Annotated in this window: 12 protein-coding genes; 2 read left to right on the plus strand and 10 right to left on the minus strand. The window is 31.1% G+C overall.

Annotation, left to right across the window (positions count from 1 at the left end; translation table 11 throughout):
- Positions 1–11: 11 nt before the first annotated feature.
- From BTO06_RS16310 to BTO06_RS18735, 4 genes are all read right to left on the minus strand, one after another.
- Positions 12–899 (minus strand): tyrosine-type recombinase/integrase, encoded by an 888-nt coding sequence (locus BTO06_RS16310; protein ID WP_100926315.1) that lies wholly within the window; start codon positions 897–899, stop codon positions 12–14.
- On the minus strand, positions 896–1822 hold the full coding sequence (locus tag BTO06_RS16315; RefSeq protein ID WP_100926316.1) for a tyrosine-type recombinase/integrase: 927 nt from the start codon (positions 1820–1822) through the stop codon (positions 896–898). Before BTO06_RS16315 ends, BTO06_RS16310 begins: the two co-directional genes overlap by 4 nt.
- Positions 1823–1909: 87 nt before the next feature.
- Positions 1910–2542: a hypothetical protein gene (locus BTO06_RS18730; RefSeq protein ID WP_198517099.1), complete on the minus strand. Its 633-nt coding sequence runs from the start codon at positions 2540–2542 to the stop codon at positions 1910–1912.
- A 78-nt stretch (positions 2543–2620) separates the two neighbouring features.
- Positions 2621–3442, minus strand: coding sequence for a hypothetical protein (locus BTO06_RS18735; protein WP_198517100.1), 822 nt, complete (start codon positions 3440–3442; stop codon positions 2621–2623).
- Between the two features lie 143 nt (positions 3443–3585).
- On the opposite strand from BTO06_RS18735, the gene BTO06_RS16325 reads away from it, so the two are divergent.
- On the plus strand, positions 3586–3921 hold the full coding sequence (locus tag BTO06_RS16325) for a helix-turn-helix domain-containing protein (RefSeq protein ID WP_100926317.1): 336 nt from the start codon (positions 3586–3588) through the stop codon (positions 3919–3921).
- 95 nt (positions 3922–4016) lie between these two features.
- On the opposite strand, the gene BTO06_RS16330 is transcribed toward BTO06_RS16325, so the two are convergent.
- From BTO06_RS16330 to BTO06_RS16350, 5 genes are all read right to left on the minus strand, one after another.
- Positions 4017–4706 (minus strand): hypothetical protein, encoded by a 690-nt coding sequence (locus BTO06_RS16330; RefSeq protein ID WP_100926318.1) that lies wholly within the window; start codon positions 4704–4706, stop codon positions 4017–4019.
- 19 nt (positions 4707–4725) lie between these two features.
- A complete protein-coding gene (locus BTO06_RS16335) occupies positions 4726–6120 on the minus strand; it encodes an RHS repeat domain-containing protein (protein ID WP_100926319.1) in 1395 nt (464 codons plus the stop codon).
- Between the two features lie 892 nt (positions 6121–7012).
- Positions 7013–7900: a tyrosine-type recombinase/integrase gene (locus tag BTO06_RS16340; RefSeq protein WP_100923997.1), complete on the minus strand. Its 888-nt coding sequence runs from the start codon at positions 7898–7900 to the stop codon at positions 7013–7015.
- Complete coding sequence (locus BTO06_RS16345; protein ID WP_100923996.1) at positions 7897–8823, minus strand: tyrosine-type recombinase/integrase; 927 nt, start codon at positions 8821–8823, stop codon at positions 7897–7899. Before BTO06_RS16345 ends, BTO06_RS16340 begins: the two co-directional genes overlap by 4 nt.
- A gap of 88 nt (positions 8824–8911) precedes the next feature.
- Complete coding sequence (locus BTO06_RS16350; protein WP_100923995.1) at positions 8912–10438, minus strand: hypothetical protein; 1527 nt, start codon at positions 10436–10438, stop codon at positions 8912–8914.
- A gap of 143 nt (positions 10439–10581) precedes the next feature.
- Between BTO06_RS16350 and BTO06_RS16355 the strand changes: the two genes are divergently transcribed.
- The gene (locus BTO06_RS16355) at positions 10582–10917 is read left to right on the plus strand and encodes a helix-turn-helix domain-containing protein (RefSeq protein ID WP_198517101.1); all 336 of its coding nucleotides are present in this window, start codon (positions 10582–10584) and stop codon (positions 10915–10917) included.
- Positions 10918–11383: 466 nt separating this feature from the next.
- Here the strand turns inward: BTO06_RS16355 and BTO06_RS16365 are convergent, their stop codons facing one another.
- Positions 11384–15916 carry a DUF6443 domain-containing protein gene (locus tag BTO06_RS16365; protein WP_157811902.1) on the minus strand — a complete coding sequence of 1511 codons (4533 nt, stop codon included), beginning with the start codon at positions 15914–15916 and terminating at the stop codon, positions 11384–11386.
- Positions 15917–15923 lie beyond the last annotated feature (7 nt).

Below are 15923 nucleotides of genomic sequence, written 5' to 3' on the forward strand. Positions count from 1 at the left end.
ATTTTATCAAATTAATTAATCGGATGGAAGTTGTTTACGATTTCATGTAAAGATTCTAAATTATCTTGTACATATTTTTCTGTAGAACTTATATATCTGTGTCCTGCTAAGTATTGTACTTTTCGTAAATTATAATGTTGTAACCAATTAATTATAATACTACTTCTTATCTGTGAGTAACTGATTACTTTGTTATTATATACTTTTAACTTTTTTATAATTCTTCCTGTGATAGCATTTATTTGATGGCTACTTCCATAAATTAATTGTTCATTATTACTTGTTTGTATTCGTTTGGCTAAATAATTTCTTGTTGTGTTTATATATTCTAATATTGTCAACATTTGTAAAGATTGTAGTTTATGAGTTCTTGGATTACTTCTTCTTGTTCTTGGGATTTCTATAATACCCTTTTGTAATTGTAAATGATATTCCTGTAAACTATAAATTTCTATTGCTGTTAATCCTTGAAACAACATTAAACCTAATACTACTTTATCTCTTAATTTGGTAGCTTTAAAAAATGTATCATGATGATCTATATTGTAACTATAATATAAATCTTCTAATTCTTCTTCTGTTAGTGTTTCTTTTATAACTTTAATATACTTTCCTCTTATAACTATATTTTCTGCTGGATTGTACATTGTGTGTTTTTCCTCGATAAGATAATCGTAATACAATTTTACTGCGCGTAGCTCATTATTGATTGATGCTCTTTGATATTGCTTCTTTTCTTGTAAATATTTTACATATTGTAACAACTCATTATACTGTATTTCTACACTATGTTTACCATACCATTCTAGCCAATCTGTGTATCTTTTTACACGTAATAAATGTACTGTTATTGTTGATTTACTATACTTATTATCTTCTAAATACTTTCTAAAATTCATATACTAATTTCTTTTAATAAATGTGTGTACACTTGAGTAGATTCTAAAGAACCATGACCTAAGAACTGACTAACAGATTCTATGGCTGCGCCTTGTTCTAATAAATGAGTGGCGATACTGTGACGTAATTTATGCGGTGTGATTTTCTTTTCCTGTAGTTCCTTATTATTGGTTGCTTTTAATATTGCTCGTAAACGAAGTTTAAAACTTTGTCCTCCCATTCTGCCACCTTGCTGATTGATAAATAAAGCTTCATGACCTTTTGAGTTGTAAAACTGTGGACGAGATTCGTAAATGTACTGTTCTAAAATATCCAGGTTATATAAATTTAATGGTACATAACGCTCTTTATAATTTTTACCTTTTCTTACTAAGATTCGTTCTTTATCAAAAAACACATCGTTCAAGTTTAATTGTACTGCTTCATTCCTTCTTAATCCACAACTATACAACACAACTAACATTGCTTTATCTCGTAAACATATATGTTCAATTGTACTGCTATATACCGTTGCTTTAAAAAGTTCTTTTATTTCGGATTGCGTAACAATATCTGTACTACACAACTTTTCTGTTTTTTCAAAACGTAAGTGTATTGATAATCCTTTACTTTGATGTTTCTTTAAATACTCGTTAAGTTGTTTTAATGCTCCAAGATGACTATTCAAACTTGCTTTACTTAATGCTCCTCCATAACTCTCATTAGGTCTTTGTTTTAAGTAACTATAATAATTTGTAATATCTTCTCTTCTTATGCTTCTTATATCATTAATACCTTTACTTTCTAACCAATAAAAAAATTCTTGTAAGTAAATTGGTGAGTGATAGATTGTACTAGTGCTGTAACCTAAGATAGATAACCATTCTTTAAAACTTTGTAATACTACCTTATAGCTATGATTTGTTAACTTTAATTTTTTCATGCCTTTTATCTTTTTTAGATTCCTAAACGAAGTGATATAATTATTTGATTATTATATTTTTAAGTTCGCTATTAAGTAGTGGCGAACCTATGGCGAAGTAGCGAGGTTGATGTGACTAACACAGTTTTGTAATACAGTACTTATTTGTTCTTTTAGGTTTGTATATTCTTGTAAGTCAGTAATTTCATAATGATACATTTGTCCTTTCTTTCCTTTTACTTTTTTGATATAACCTTCCTCTAAAAGTTGTTTATGATATCTTCTTAGTGTAGTTTCTTTTACTCTTAGATTTCTTCTAATTTCTGTACTTGTGTAAGTAGTTTGATTCTCTATAAATAAATATCGTTTTAACTTTTCTAAATAGTTTCTACAAGCTCCCGTTATGGTATCAGATTTTCGTAATAATACTTCTGTAATTAACTCATTTGCTTCTTCTATATCTTCGATTGTAGTTTCGATATATTCTTCTCCTGTTTCCTTGTCTACTTGCTTGTGGCGCTGCCACTGTTTATAAAATGTAATGGCTTCTATAAATTGTAAATAGTGAGAGTTAGTTCTTCTTGGCTTAAAAACAGATTTCGGAAGTGTCAAGTGTTCTGCAAAAGGATTAATCACTTTTATTGGTTTCAACACTCTTTGTACATCGCGGAGAAGCTCCGCAGCTGAACTTTGCTCTTCTTCATTTAATTTACCTGCACTTACTAACCTTTGGTATTGCATAATTCTATTATCCTGTTCTTCAGATTCATCGATGTATAACAGGAAGCTCCTGTTGCTGTTGTCTTCGTAAATAGATTCCTACGTGGTGCAACCTGCAACACTTACTGGACCTTCAACTGTTAAGTGTATGGTTTTGGTAGTTCCTTTACTATCCTTGTGTACGACCGTTTTTGTGATTCTCTTTTTAGATTGTAATTCTCGAAGTGGATATAACACCGATTCTGCTCCGTCTAAATCTTCGATTAAAATTAATTTGTGTTGTAATTCTGTTCTATTGAAGTAATAAAATGCATTTGCAGAGAGCACCGTAATTTCTATTTTATCTTCTTCGGGGATTAATTCTGCAACCTTGCTTTGTAAATGTGTTTTACCAACTCCAGAACTTCCTAAACTAATACAGTGCAACGGATTGTTTGTCTTTCTTGATGTAAAAATGAGATACATCAGTAAGCGATTATTGATTTCGCCAATAACACCACTCTTACCAATGTACTCATTTGTTCTACTTAGCAACTTTCCCTTTTTTAAAAAATCGATAGCCGTTTTCTCTTCACTAGCATTTAGGGTTTTATAGTTTGGTTTTCCTTCTTCTGCTTGTTTGTCTAATAATATGAAGCGGTAATTCTCTAACTCTTTAGTTAGTTCTTGAAGTACTTTTCTTGTGACACTTGTTCCAATCTCCAAACGTTCTGCTATTCGCCTTACAAACTTTTCTACTTGATTATCGTTGTATAAGTCTATGGAGTGACGTAAAATATTAGTTGACTTTATTTTTTGGATTGATAAGGTCACTCTTAAACTCTCCAGTTTATTAATCTTTAAACTGCCTAAAACATGGATTTCTAAGTGTTTTGTTTCGTATTTGTAGTTGTTTGGATTCGTAGTGTCTAGATTGTTCATAACTTATAAAACTTCACTTATTAGTTACAAACTTAATCAATAAATGATATTTAAAACATATTTATTTGTTTGTTTTTTAATCTTTAAGTAACGTATATTTGTCTAAACCTTTATTTTTAAAGGCTTTTTGTTACTTATAAATTATGAATATAGGAAGTCTAATAACACAGTTACGTAAAGAACAAAAGTTATCTCGTGAAGATTTAGGAAGTATAGTAGGTACTTCTGGAGCTGTAATAGGAAGGTATGAACGTAATGAGATCAAACCATCTGTTGAGATAGCTAATAAAATTGCTAAAGCCTTAGATGTTTCTTTAGACTTTTTAGTGGGTAATAATTCTGTTATTGTGAAAGATAAAAAAATATTACAACGTATAGAGGCTATTACCGATATGCCTACTGACGAACAACAACAAATTTTTAATGTAATTGATGCTTTAATAAGAGATTATAAAGCTAAAAAAGCATATTCTTCTTAAAACCAAAAAACCACGTTACTCAAAAAATAACGTGGCTTAATTCTTATATAAATCTCAGATTGCAAATCCGCGCTATCGGGTTCTTGCGCTAGTCGTTAATCTGACATACTCGCGCCATCAGAGAACTCTCTTTTAATAAGGTTGTTTAGTATTATTTTTTTCTTTTCAACTTTTTTGAAGGGTTTTAAATAAACAAAATAAGTATATCCTTCTTTATAAAAAATCATCAATTCATTAAATTCTTTAAACTTTGAATCTAAAACCTCTGAATATAAGTCAATATTTTCACCGTTAAATGAAATCGAAAGAGTTGATTTCATTAAAAAAGACAAATATATTTCATCCTTATTTTTTTTAATTATACTTTTTGAATCAAATCCATCAATAAAAACATCTATTCCCTTAATAATTTCTTCATTATTCAAAATATAATTAAACTTCTCTGACATAAATACGGAATAAAACCTATCATAATCTATATCTTTCTTTTCATCAAAGAACTTAATACCCTTGGACAAATCAAATATTTCAGTTTTCTTCTTAAATATTACTAAATTGTATTTATCATCATAAATGTATAAAGAAATAGGTAAAGAATTTCCTTTAGTTTTTGTGTGACTATATTTCAATTTCGAGTTCGTTTGAATAATAATTTCTTTGTAATCTAAAGGCTCTTCTATCCTTTTTTCAGGAGAATAAGATAAACCAGCACTAACCAGAAAAAAAACTCTGTTTACAATATATATTATTACAACCAAAAATATTACTCTTCTAATTTTATTCATTTTAAATTAAATAATTATACTACAATCCTAAAGCTGGTAAAGCTCTTACCATAGCAGGTGCTGCACCAGGCACTGTAGCTGATATTATTGCACCAGTTAATATCATAGCTCCTCCTCCTCCAGGTTTGTATGTCGATGAAATACTGTTACTTAAACCTCCTATAGTTTTACTTAGTGATGCTGTAATACTTGGTCTACCAGTTTTCTCTAAACCTACTTGTGACTTTAAGCCTTTTTCCCCAAAATTTACTTGAGTTGAAACTTTAAGGCTTTTTACGTCTGCTTTAAGTTTAAAGTCTCCTAAACTAAGGTTCACACTAAATCCTATATCATTATCTTTTACTGTTCCATTTTCATCCAAAGTTGTAGTAAGATTCATATTAAAAATTCCACTATCTCCAACTGTTTTACTTCTAGATTCAGAAATTTCTAATTCATCTCCCCATTGCCCATTATATTTTCCAACTACTTCCTTATGCTTGACAGTATGCGTTACACCAAAAATACTGCTTTCTTTTTTGTCTTTTATTTCAGCAGGCTCATAATTTTTGACAACCTCTCCTCTTACAGTTTTTGTTTTAGTATCACCATTATATTGTGTTCTTGTACCATCTACATCGGTTTCTGTGAAATGATAACCTAAATAATTATACCCCGCTTGTTCTCCATCACCATCAAACCATGTTACTTCTCCTGTTCTTTTATTTTCATACCAATCCATTGGTGCCATACCATCAGGATCAATAAAATAAATAGGATTGTTAAATGCATAATTATATGGAGAATGCCTACGCATTTGCTCAGCTAAAGGATCAATATTCATCCATCTTCCTAGTGATGCATCGTAGTTTCTAGCACCGAAGTCGTGCCACTCTAGTCCGAGCTCTTGGTTCAACTCTTTTCCTCCAAAACTAAACTTCTCCGCAGTTGAATTCCCAATCCCAGAATAATCACTATTATACCCTTTGTGTTGTAGTCCAAAAGGATAATAATTCTTTTCTTCAATAATTTCAGTACTGGCAGTAATTACACCATCACCATTTACATCGGTATATGATAAACGGATGTTTCCTAAATGGTCTTTGTATTGGTAAACGTAATCAAATGATGAGATTGCCGTGCTACCGCTCGCAATGACAGGTTGTGTGTACCCTTCTGCGTGGTTGAAGAATTGTAAATTTCCATTTTCGTAAATGTGATTACCAGCGTATTGTGTTATGATAGCTGGAGGTCTTGAACCAATTAGTTCTGTTACTTTTTTAGAAAGTTTTACTCCAGTTGCATCGTATACATAATCAATGGTACCCGTAAGTGTTGTACCTGTTTTACCAATACTTCCCATACTAACTTTTGTTGGTAAATTCAAATGATTGTATTCAATACTAGTGATACCTTTGTTAGCATCGGATATCATGTTTCCATTGTAGTCTTACTTTACACATTTTTTTTAACAACGGTCGCATTTTTCTAATACTCAACAACAAATTTTTATATAAATGAACGTTCTATCTTCATTAATCTTTCCTTTTGTAAAAATAAAAAATTACGTTAGATATTCCCAAGCTATTGTAACATAATGTGCTGTTATACTAACATTCATTTGGATTTCTGTACTATAACGCCACTATGTTAAATAGCCGGCTTCAGCCAGCGCACTTGGTAAGTTTCTGCATTACTTCGTAAAATGTTGGATTCTAAAAGCAAGTCATTTTAAATCATAACTTAAATCCACAGCTTCAGCAACCTCTTTTAAGTTATGATGTAAAACGTTTTAAAAACTTGGTGTTTTGCTTGGATGATGCGGCGGATAATTCCAAGGTTTTAAAATGACTTGTTTTTCATTCAGATTTGTAAAAAGTTATGGTGCCTACAGCCAAGCTGCGTGCAACGCAAAACCAAGGCGAAGCTACAGCGAGCGCCGAACTTGACAGACAAATAATAGCAAGCAACGCATTGCGATTTGTGTGCCACAAGGTTTTTAAAATCCAATTTCTAATCAATATTAAATTCCTTTAAAAACCGCAGTAGAGTGAGGCAAAAGCGGCGAGCCTTAATGAAGCAACGGTTATTTTTTTGTGGCGATATTTTTGATTAAAAATAGTGACACTAAAAAAGAAGAGTAGTTGCGAGTGAACGGAACAGAAGTGATGGCAAAAATATTTTTACTGGAACTGGAGTTTACGGAAGATTACAGTAATAAATGTTTTTAATAGTTGGCGTGAAGAGAACACCTTATAACCGTTTTTACTAGAGTGTAAACGGAAGTAAAAAACATTAAACCCTGAGCAAAAGCGAAGAACACTTGGTTAATTAATCGGATGATACGTATTTACAATATCGTGTAGCTTCTCTAAATTATCTTGTACATATTTTTCTGTAGAACTAATATATCTATGTCCTGCTAAGTATTGTACTTTTCGTAAATTATAATGTTGTAACCAATTGATTATAATACTACTTCTTAGTTGTGAGTAACTAGTAACTTTATTATTATATCTTTTTAACTTTTTTATAATTCTTCCTGTGATAGCATTTATTTGATGACTACTTCCATAAATTAATTGTTCATTATTACTTGTTTGTATTCGATTGGTTAAATAATTTCTTGTTGTATTTATATACTCTAATATTGTCAACATTTGTAAAGGTTGTAGTTTGTGAGTTCTTGGATTGCTTCTTCTTGTTCTTGGGATTTCTATAATACCTTTTTGTAATTGTAAATGATATTCCTGTAAACTATAAATTTCTATTGCTGTTAATCCTTGAAACAACATTAAACCTAATACTACTTTATCTCTTAATTTGGTAGCTTTAAAAAATGTATCGTGATGATCTATATTGTAACTATAATATAAATCTTCTAATTCTTCTTCTGTTAGTGTTTCTTTTATAACTTTAATATACTTTCCTCTTATAACTATATTTTCTGCTGGATTGTACATTGTGTGTTTTTCCTCGATAAGATAATCGTAATACAGTTTTACTGCACGTAATTCATTATTGATTGACGCTCTTTGATATTGCTTCTTTTCCTGTAAATATTTCACATATTGTAACAACTCATTGTACTGTATTTCTACACTATGTTTACCATACCATTCTAACCAATCTGTGTATCTTTTTACTCTTAATAAATGTACTGTTATTGTTGATTTACTATACTTGTTATCTTCTAAATACTTTCTAAAATTCATATACTAATTTCTTTTAATAAATGTGTGTACACTTGAGTAGATTCTAAAGAACCATGACCTAAGAACTGACTAACAGATTCTATAGCTGCACCTTGTTCTAATAAATGAGTAGCGATACTGTGACGTAATTTATGCGGTGTGATTTTCTTTTCCTGTAATTCTTTATTATTAGTTGCTTTTAATATTGCTCTTAAACGAAGTTTAAAGCTTTGTCCTCCCATTCTACCTCCTTGCTGATTGATAAATAAAGCTTCATGAGCTTTTGAGTTATAGAACTGTGGACGAGATTCGTAAATGTACTGTTCTAAAATATCCAGGTTATACAAATTTAATGGTACATAACGCTCTTTATAATTTTTACCTTTTCTTACTAAGATTCGTTCTTTATCAAAAAGCACATCATTTAAGTTTAATTGTACTGCTTCATTCCTTCTTAATCCACAACTATACAACACCACTAACATTGCTTTATCTCGCAAACATATATGTTCTACTCTACTGCTATATGCCGTTGCTTTAAAAAGTTCTTTTATTTCGGATTGCGTAACAATATCTGTACTACATAACTTTTCTGTTTTTTCAAAACGTAAGTGTATTGATAGTCCTTTACTTTGATGTTTCTTTAAATACTCATTAAGTTGTTTTAATGCTCCAATATGACTATTTAAACTTGCTTTACTTAATGCTCCTCCATAACTCTCATTAGGTCTTTGTTTTAAGTAGCTATAATAATTTGTAATATCTTCTCTTCTTATGCTTCTTATATCATTAATACTTTTACTTTCTAACCAATAAAAAAATTCTTGTAAGTAAATAGGTGAGTGATAAATTGTACTAGTGCTGTAACCTAAGATAGATAACCATTCTTTAAAACTTTGTAATACTACCTTATAGCTATGATTTGTTAACTTTAATTTTTTCATGCCTTTTATCCTTTTTTAGATTCCTAAACGAAGTGATATAATTATTTGATTATTATATTTTTAAGTTCGCTATTAAGTAGTGGCGAACCTATGGCGAAGTAGCGAGGTTGATGTGACTAACACAGTTTTGTAATACGGTACTTATTTGCTCTTTTAGATTTGTATATTCTTGTAAATCAGTAATTTCATAATGATACATTTGCCCTTTTTTACCTTTTACTTTTCTAATATATCCTTCGTCTAATAATTGTTTATGATATCTTCTTAGTGTCGTTTCTTTTACTCTTAGATTTCTTCTAATTTCTGTACTTGTATACGTAGTTTGGTTTTCGATATATAAATACCTTTTTAACTTCTCTAAGTAATTTCTACAAGCTCCCGTTATAGTATCAGATTTTCGTAATAATACTTCTGTAATTATCTCGTTTGCTTCTTCTATATCTTCTATTGTAGTTTCGATATATTCTTCTCCTGTTTCTTTATTGTATAGCTTCTCTCTTTGATATTGTTTATAAAATGTAATTGCTTCTATAAATTGTAAGTAGTGAGAGTTGGTACGTCTCGGTTTAAAAACTGATTTCGGAAGTGTTAAGTGTTCTGCAAAAGGATTGATAACTTTAATTGGTTTTAGTACTCTCTGCACGTCTTTTAGTAACTCAGCAGCTTTGTGTTGCTCTTCTTCATTTAACTTTCCTGCACTTACTAATCTTTGATATTCCATAATTCTATTATCCTGTTCTTCACTTTCATCGATGTAGAGTAAAAAACTACGATTGCTATTATCTTCATAAATAGATTCCTGTGTAGTACAGCCTGCAACACTAACAGGACCTTCAACCGTTAAATGGATTGTTTTGGTAGTTCCTTTACTATCCTTGTGTACAACCGTTTTAGTAATTCTCTTTTTAGATTGTAATTCTCTTAATGGATATAACACCGATTCTGCTCCGTCTAAATCTTCGATTAAAATCAACTTGTATTGTAATTCGGTACGATTGAAGTAATAAAATGCATTTGCTGAGAGAACAGTAATTTCTACTTTATCTTCTTCGGGTATCAATTCCGCAACCTTACTTTGTAAATGAGTTTTTCCGACTCCACTACTTCCTAAACTTATACAGTGTAACGGATTGTTTGTTTTTCTGCTCGTAAAAATGAGATACATCAGTAAGCGATTATTGATTTCACCAATAACTCCACTCTTACCAATGTACTCATTTGTTCTACTTAGCAACTTTCCCTTTTTTAAAAAATCGATAGCAGTTTTCTCTTCTGTAGCATTTAGGGTTTTATATTTTGACTTTCCTTCTTCTGCTTGTTTATCTAATAATATGAAGCGGTAATTCTCTAACTCTTTCGTTAATTCTTGTAGTGTTTTACGAACAATATTGATTCCTATTTCTAACTGTTCTGCTATTCTTCGTACAAACTTTTCTAACTGTGTATCATTGTATAAATCAATATTATGACGGATAATATTTTGTGATTTTACTTTTTGTACCGATACCGTTACTCGTAAACTCTCTAACTTATTAATCTTTAAACCTCCTAAAACATGGATTTCTAAGTGTTTTGTTTCGTAACTGTAGTTATTTGGATTGGAAGTATTAAACATTGTTAAAAATATTTTATTGGTCTTATTAGACGCAAATGTAGATTTTATTTCCAATTTTCGCAAGTCTTTTAAGTTTTAATTACGTCTATTAATTACATATATTTGTGCTTTTACAGTATTATTGTACGCAAAACAGGCTTATAGTGGATAAAATAGCAGTAATTATAGCTAACCTTAGAAAAGAAAAAAGTTGGTCGCAAACAGATTTAGCGAACGAGAGTAAAGTTTCTCGTGAGATGATTAGTAAGTATGAAAGAGGGATTGCAATTCCGTCTGTAGATGCTGCTAAAAAAATTGCTGATGCTTTTGGTGTATCGCTTGATTACTTAGTTGGCGAAGGTATAAATGCTTCTTTCGATAAAAAAACATTACAACGTTTACAAGCTATTGAAGAGATGTCTAGTGAGTTTAAAACTCACTTATTTTCTATTATTGATTCTGTTATTAGAGATTACAAAACACAACAAGCTTATAAATAAAAATCACAAAACACAAGCTATCCTAAAGTAATTTGTTCCATTAATATTAAAGACAAAATGAAAATAAAAAACCTCAAAGAGTTTATACCATTAATTATCATCATAGCAACAATATTATACTCTGTAATAAAAGTATTAACATCAAATGTTATTTTTACCTTACCTCACTATTTGGGCTTTTTTTTAATCTTAATTTCATTAGTAAGCTTATTTTTTAGTAGAAAAGTTTATGAATATATTATGGGAGGTATATTGATTCTTGGAACTCTTGGATTAATTGCTTTTACCCCCTCTATTCTAAGTATTAACATTCTTGGAATAAAATTCCAGCCCTATTCTTTAATTTTACTATTCATCTTTTTATTAATATTAAAAGATAAATATGATATCAGTAGCAATAATTAGTCTATTAAAAATCAATAAAGACCTTTATATAAAGGTCTTTATTGATTAAATTATTAAATAACTATTCATTTTCTAAAACGGTATGAGATATACCAAGTGTAAAACCTAAAGTAGTTTTTTTATCAACCTTAACACTCGCTTCTACACCACCTTTTACATTAACACTGCCATTAGAAGAGCTTTTAGTAGACGCAAATAAACCCGCTTTATTATCTCCCGCGCTTACAACTAAGCTTACTTTTCCAGTTACGGAAGTTTCTCCTGTTTCTAAATTTGTTGAAACTTTAACATCACCCGTAGCTTTCGCTGGTCCTTTTAACTTTACTTCTTCTTTGACCACTTTGGTACTAACTGTTTTAGTTGAAGACTTATCTACTTTTACCATAGGGGTGTTTGTAACAATTATTGTACCATCAGAACTAGGTCTCATACCATTCATAAAAAAGTCCTCTAAATTAGGTGAAACAGTGGTTGTTTCAACATTAGTAATAGTAACTGGTGTCTCTTTACTACCTGTTTCTTCTGTAGTTGTAACTGTAAAACTAGCAAAAAATTTATCCACATACGAACCTATAGAAGCCAAAAGTCCTTGACCTTCTTTACTCATTTGAAGGTATTGCTGCTGTTCCCAAGTAAGGGATTGCTGCTGTTCCCAAGTAAGGTTCTCTAAACCTTCTAATTCAATTCCAGAACCTAATTTGTTTTCTTGAAAAGCGTATACAGAATTATAAGTATATTTTTCCGCCAATGGATCTATTTGCCAAAACCTTCCAATTGCTGGGTCAGAAACCCTATATCTCCATTCATGAGTGTTTAAATCTAAATCCTCTGTAAATTCTTGACCTTGATATTGCTTTAAATTATTCTTAACACCTATAATATTGGTGTTATATCCTCGATGCTCTAAACCAAAAGGATAATAATTCTGCTCTCGTAAGATTTCAGTACTTGGAGTAATTACACCATCTTTATTGACATCTGAATACGTAATTCTAGTATTTCTCCATATGTCTCTATATTGATACACATAATCAAATCCACTTGAACTACTATATCTTACATAACCTTCAGGTTGACTAAGCTGTTTAAATGTATTGTTTTCATAAACAAAACTTCCTGCATAATCTGTAGTTGTAATTGCTCCGTTATTATTTGTTGTCTTTCTAAGCTTTACACCAGTAGCATCATAAGTATAATTAATCTTTTTAGTATTCGAGTTATTAAACTTAATCTCTGTTGGCATATTCAAGTGATTATATAAAACACTTGTTATCTGCTTATTAGCATCGGATATCATATTACCATTTGCATCGTAGGTATAATCGTTACCTGAATTTGCGCCATCTTTAAAACCATAGGTTTTGCTACCTGTATTCTCTGCTACTTTTAACAGTTTGTTCCCATTATCATATGTATAAGCTAAATCATCCATTGTTCCAAATGACGTAGCATCGGCATTTACATGTCCTTTCCTAATTAGCGATAAAATATTTCCATTTTTATCATAACTATATGCAGCATTATATAGATTCGTTAGACCTCCAGCATGGGTAATTCTATTTAAAGCATCATATGTGTATGTATATTGTCTTCTAGCAATATCTACATTTTGTGTTTGCCAGCTGGTTTGGGCAATATTACCATTATATAAACGCTTGTTTAGCTCCACACTTGGGTCGTTGTATTGTATGCTAAAGTTAAACAAATCATTGTCTACTTGTATATCGTCGTTGATATTTGTTAACCATCCACGTACATTGTAGTTGTAATCAACTTTTTGTAATCCTTTGCTGTTATCAACAATTTTAAGGTCTCTGATTTGAGCTCCTGTGTGATACATACTCACATCTCCAAATAATTCTTCAGTAGACTTCTTTGTTGAAACATAAAAAGTTTCTCCATTTTTTTTGTAATGAATGGTGTTTCCTATACGTTCTACTCTGAATATATCCCCTGCGTTATAGCTTAAACGTATGCCTTTATTTGCTCCAGATTCGTAGATATAAACTGAGTGATTTATATAAATAGCAAATTTTATACTTTGAAATGATGCTGTATTATTATTATTTGATAATCCTGCCATGTAGTATTTCCCTTTCGTCTCTGAGATAAATTCAACATAACCATCTCCATTAATACTTCCTTGAGTAGAAATATCACCATCCCATGAGGTATTTCCTCCACCAACTTTTGTAATGATATTATCAGAAACCGAAACAACTGACTCAATATTATATCTATATCCTGCTTTCGTTCCGTTTCCTAATACTTTACTTTCTAACTGACCCATATCATCGTAATTGTTCTTTACGATACGCTCAGAAATTTGATCATCTATTTGTTGGTTTTGGCTAATCAATCGATCCATATGATCGTATTCAAAACGATCAATGGTTACAATAGGGTCTTTACCCGCTTTTGTGTGTGTGGTTTTTGTTTCTAACACTTTTCCTGTAAAATCATCTAATTTACTTTCTACAATATCTGTGGTTTGTAAATAATCGTTTTTACTGTATACATAGATAGGACGCGCTTTTTTGTCGTAATATGTAACTGTTGTAATCCAACTACTAGTTCCTAAAACTTTTACTTTTGAAACTGTCGCTAACCCTTTGGTATTGGTTGTAACATTCACTACATCGCTATATACCTTTGTAGGAGCTACGAAATCAGTCGGTAAATTTATATAGGTATCATAATAGTTAATCGTATAAACTTCACTAACAACTCTCGGAATTGCTGATTTTGAATAATAAATATCGACTCCTCCGTAGTTTTGCTTACCTGTTGTTCTGTTTTCGTATTGCTCATAATCTCCTGTGTTAGCCGTATTTTGCAAAGTTGTTCTCGAAGAAAGGTTCTTCGTAATTCCTGTATATACAACTCTTCCTAACTGATCATACTTTGTAAATAACAACTCTCTATCTAATTGACCACTTGAATTTGTTTTAACATGTTGATTAGCATCTTGAGTTAATACAGGACGATCTAATTTATCATATACGATATATTCCCATCCTTTGCCTGGTATTTTCTTTTCAACTAAACGGTTTCTGTAATCATACACATATTGGTAACATAACTCTCTTAATTGTGTTGCTGTTGGTTTTGCTACTGATCCTTCTGCCTTTGGAGGGATTACATAGGTTAAATTCCCAAAGTCATCATATACGTAATAGGTATCGTGAGGTTGGTTTGCATTGTAAGTACGTTTTAAAACTACTTGTCCACTTTTGTTTTTAAACTCCTCTGTGGTATGATCCTTATCATGTGTTTGAGATTCGTTCCAATTCTCATCTTTTGTTACGGTTTTTGACAATTCTCCTTCTCCATAAGAATCCGTTCCTCCTTCTAATGTTGGAGTGTATGTGTTGTTGGCAAAAGTCGTCGTTACAGAATAAACTTTAACTTCTCCAGTAGAATTTACATCATAATCAAACTTAATCTCATGTCCGTTTCCTAATTTCCAATCGGTTCCTGGAGCAGCTTGTTGTGTAACTCTATTTAACGGAGAGTAATCATATGCTTTTTCTGAATATGCATTTACTTGAGATGGTAGAGTTACTCCAGCAAAGTCTTTCGCATATTTATTTGCATAATATCTTTGTGTTTCTGTTCCCATTTCACCCGTACGAAAGTTCGCATCACCACTTCCATTAGTAAGTGGTAAATACTCTTTGGTAATTCTGCCTAAATTATCGTACTCTACATGTGAGACAATGTCTTTTATGTTTTCCTGTGCAATTACAGGTGAACTTTCAGTAATCACATCATCTAATGGGATTTCTCCTCCATCCATCTCTTGAAACAATGGACTCCAAAAGTACTGACGAACACTAGTATCTGTACAGTAATACAAATAATTTCTTAATCTGGTAGATGTTTTATCTGAACGCCATCTAAATTCTATTCCATCCAAAACCTTATTTCCATTCGTATCGTATACACCACTTACTCCTGAATCTGAACCTCTATAAGTGTGAGGATGTACAATACCAACTAATAAATACCATTTGTTTGCCTCTGGTAAGAAATTAACGATAAAATAAGGATTGGAATTAATTGTTCCACTTAAATTGTTAACATCATTCCAACCAATTCCATGATATGTTCTCCCATGAGATGTTGATCCGGTTTTATTTTTCTTAACCCAAATTGTATAACGATAGGTTTTGGTATTATCAATCGTAAAAAAATCTGTATTCCAGCCTCCATCTGCTCCACTAGCAGCATCTGGTATACATTCCCATAGTAAATCTGTACCTCCAAATGGGGTAGTTCCGCTTACAATTTTGTTCTCAGTTGAAGCTCCGTTTCTGTTAAAAAAATCAGTAGCAGTTGCATTTAATGTCCAATCAATTGGAATAGTATTCTCAGAAACTGTATTTCCTCCCGCATTAACGCCAACAGTTTGTTTTAAACGACCTAGTCCATCAAAATACTGGACGCTAGTCATTACTTCATCTTTATTATGTCCTGTAATAGGTGTTGTAGTTCCTTTCTTATACACCTTAGTTACTACATGATTCTCATTAGTGCTTTGTGCGTACATCACAAATGGCAACATTAAAAGTATAAATACTAACTTTTTCATCTTTTTC

This window comes from Tenacibaculum sp. SZ-18 (genome assembly GCF_002813915.1).
Classification (GTDB): domain Bacteria; phylum Bacteroidota; class Bacteroidia; order Flavobacteriales; family Flavobacteriaceae; genus Polaribacter.

Coding starts and splice junctions, on each gene's coding strand:
- BTO06_RS16310 (WP_100926315.1), bottom strand. CDS start 899: ATGAATTTTAGAAAGTATTTAGAAGATAATAAGTATAGTAAATCAACA.
- BTO06_RS16315 (WP_100926316.1), bottom strand. CDS start 1,822: ATGAAAAAATTAAAGTTAACAAATCATAGCTATAAGGTAGTATTACAA.
- BTO06_RS18730 (WP_198517099.1), bottom strand. CDS start 2,542: ATGCAATACCAAAGGTTAGTAAGTGCAGGTAAATTAAATGAAGAAGAG.
- BTO06_RS18735 (WP_198517100.1), bottom strand. CDS start 3,442: ATGAACAATCTAGACACTACGAATCCAAACAACTACAAATACGAAACA.
- BTO06_RS16325 (WP_100926317.1), top strand. CDS start 3,586: ATGAATATAGGAAGTCTAATAACACAGTTACGTAAAGAACAAAAGTTA.
- BTO06_RS16330 (WP_100926318.1), bottom strand. CDS start 4,706: ATGAATAAAATTAGAAGAGTAATATTTTTGGTTGTAATAATATATATT.
- BTO06_RS16335 (WP_100926319.1), bottom strand. CDS start 6,120: ATGATATCCGATGCTAACAAAGGTATCACTAGTATTGAATACAATCAT.
- BTO06_RS16340 (WP_100923997.1), bottom strand. CDS start 7,900: ATGAATTTTAGAAAGTATTTAGAAGATAACAAGTATAGTAAATCAACA.
- BTO06_RS16345 (WP_100923996.1), bottom strand. CDS start 8,823: ATGAAAAAATTAAAGTTAACAAATCATAGCTATAAGGTAGTATTACAA.
- BTO06_RS16350 (WP_100923995.1), bottom strand. CDS start 10,438: ATGTTTAATACTTCCAATCCAAATAACTACAGTTACGAAACAAAACAC.
- BTO06_RS16365 (WP_157811902.1), bottom strand. CDS start 15,916: ATGAAAAAGTTAGTATTTATACTTTTAATGTTGCCATTTGTGATGTAC.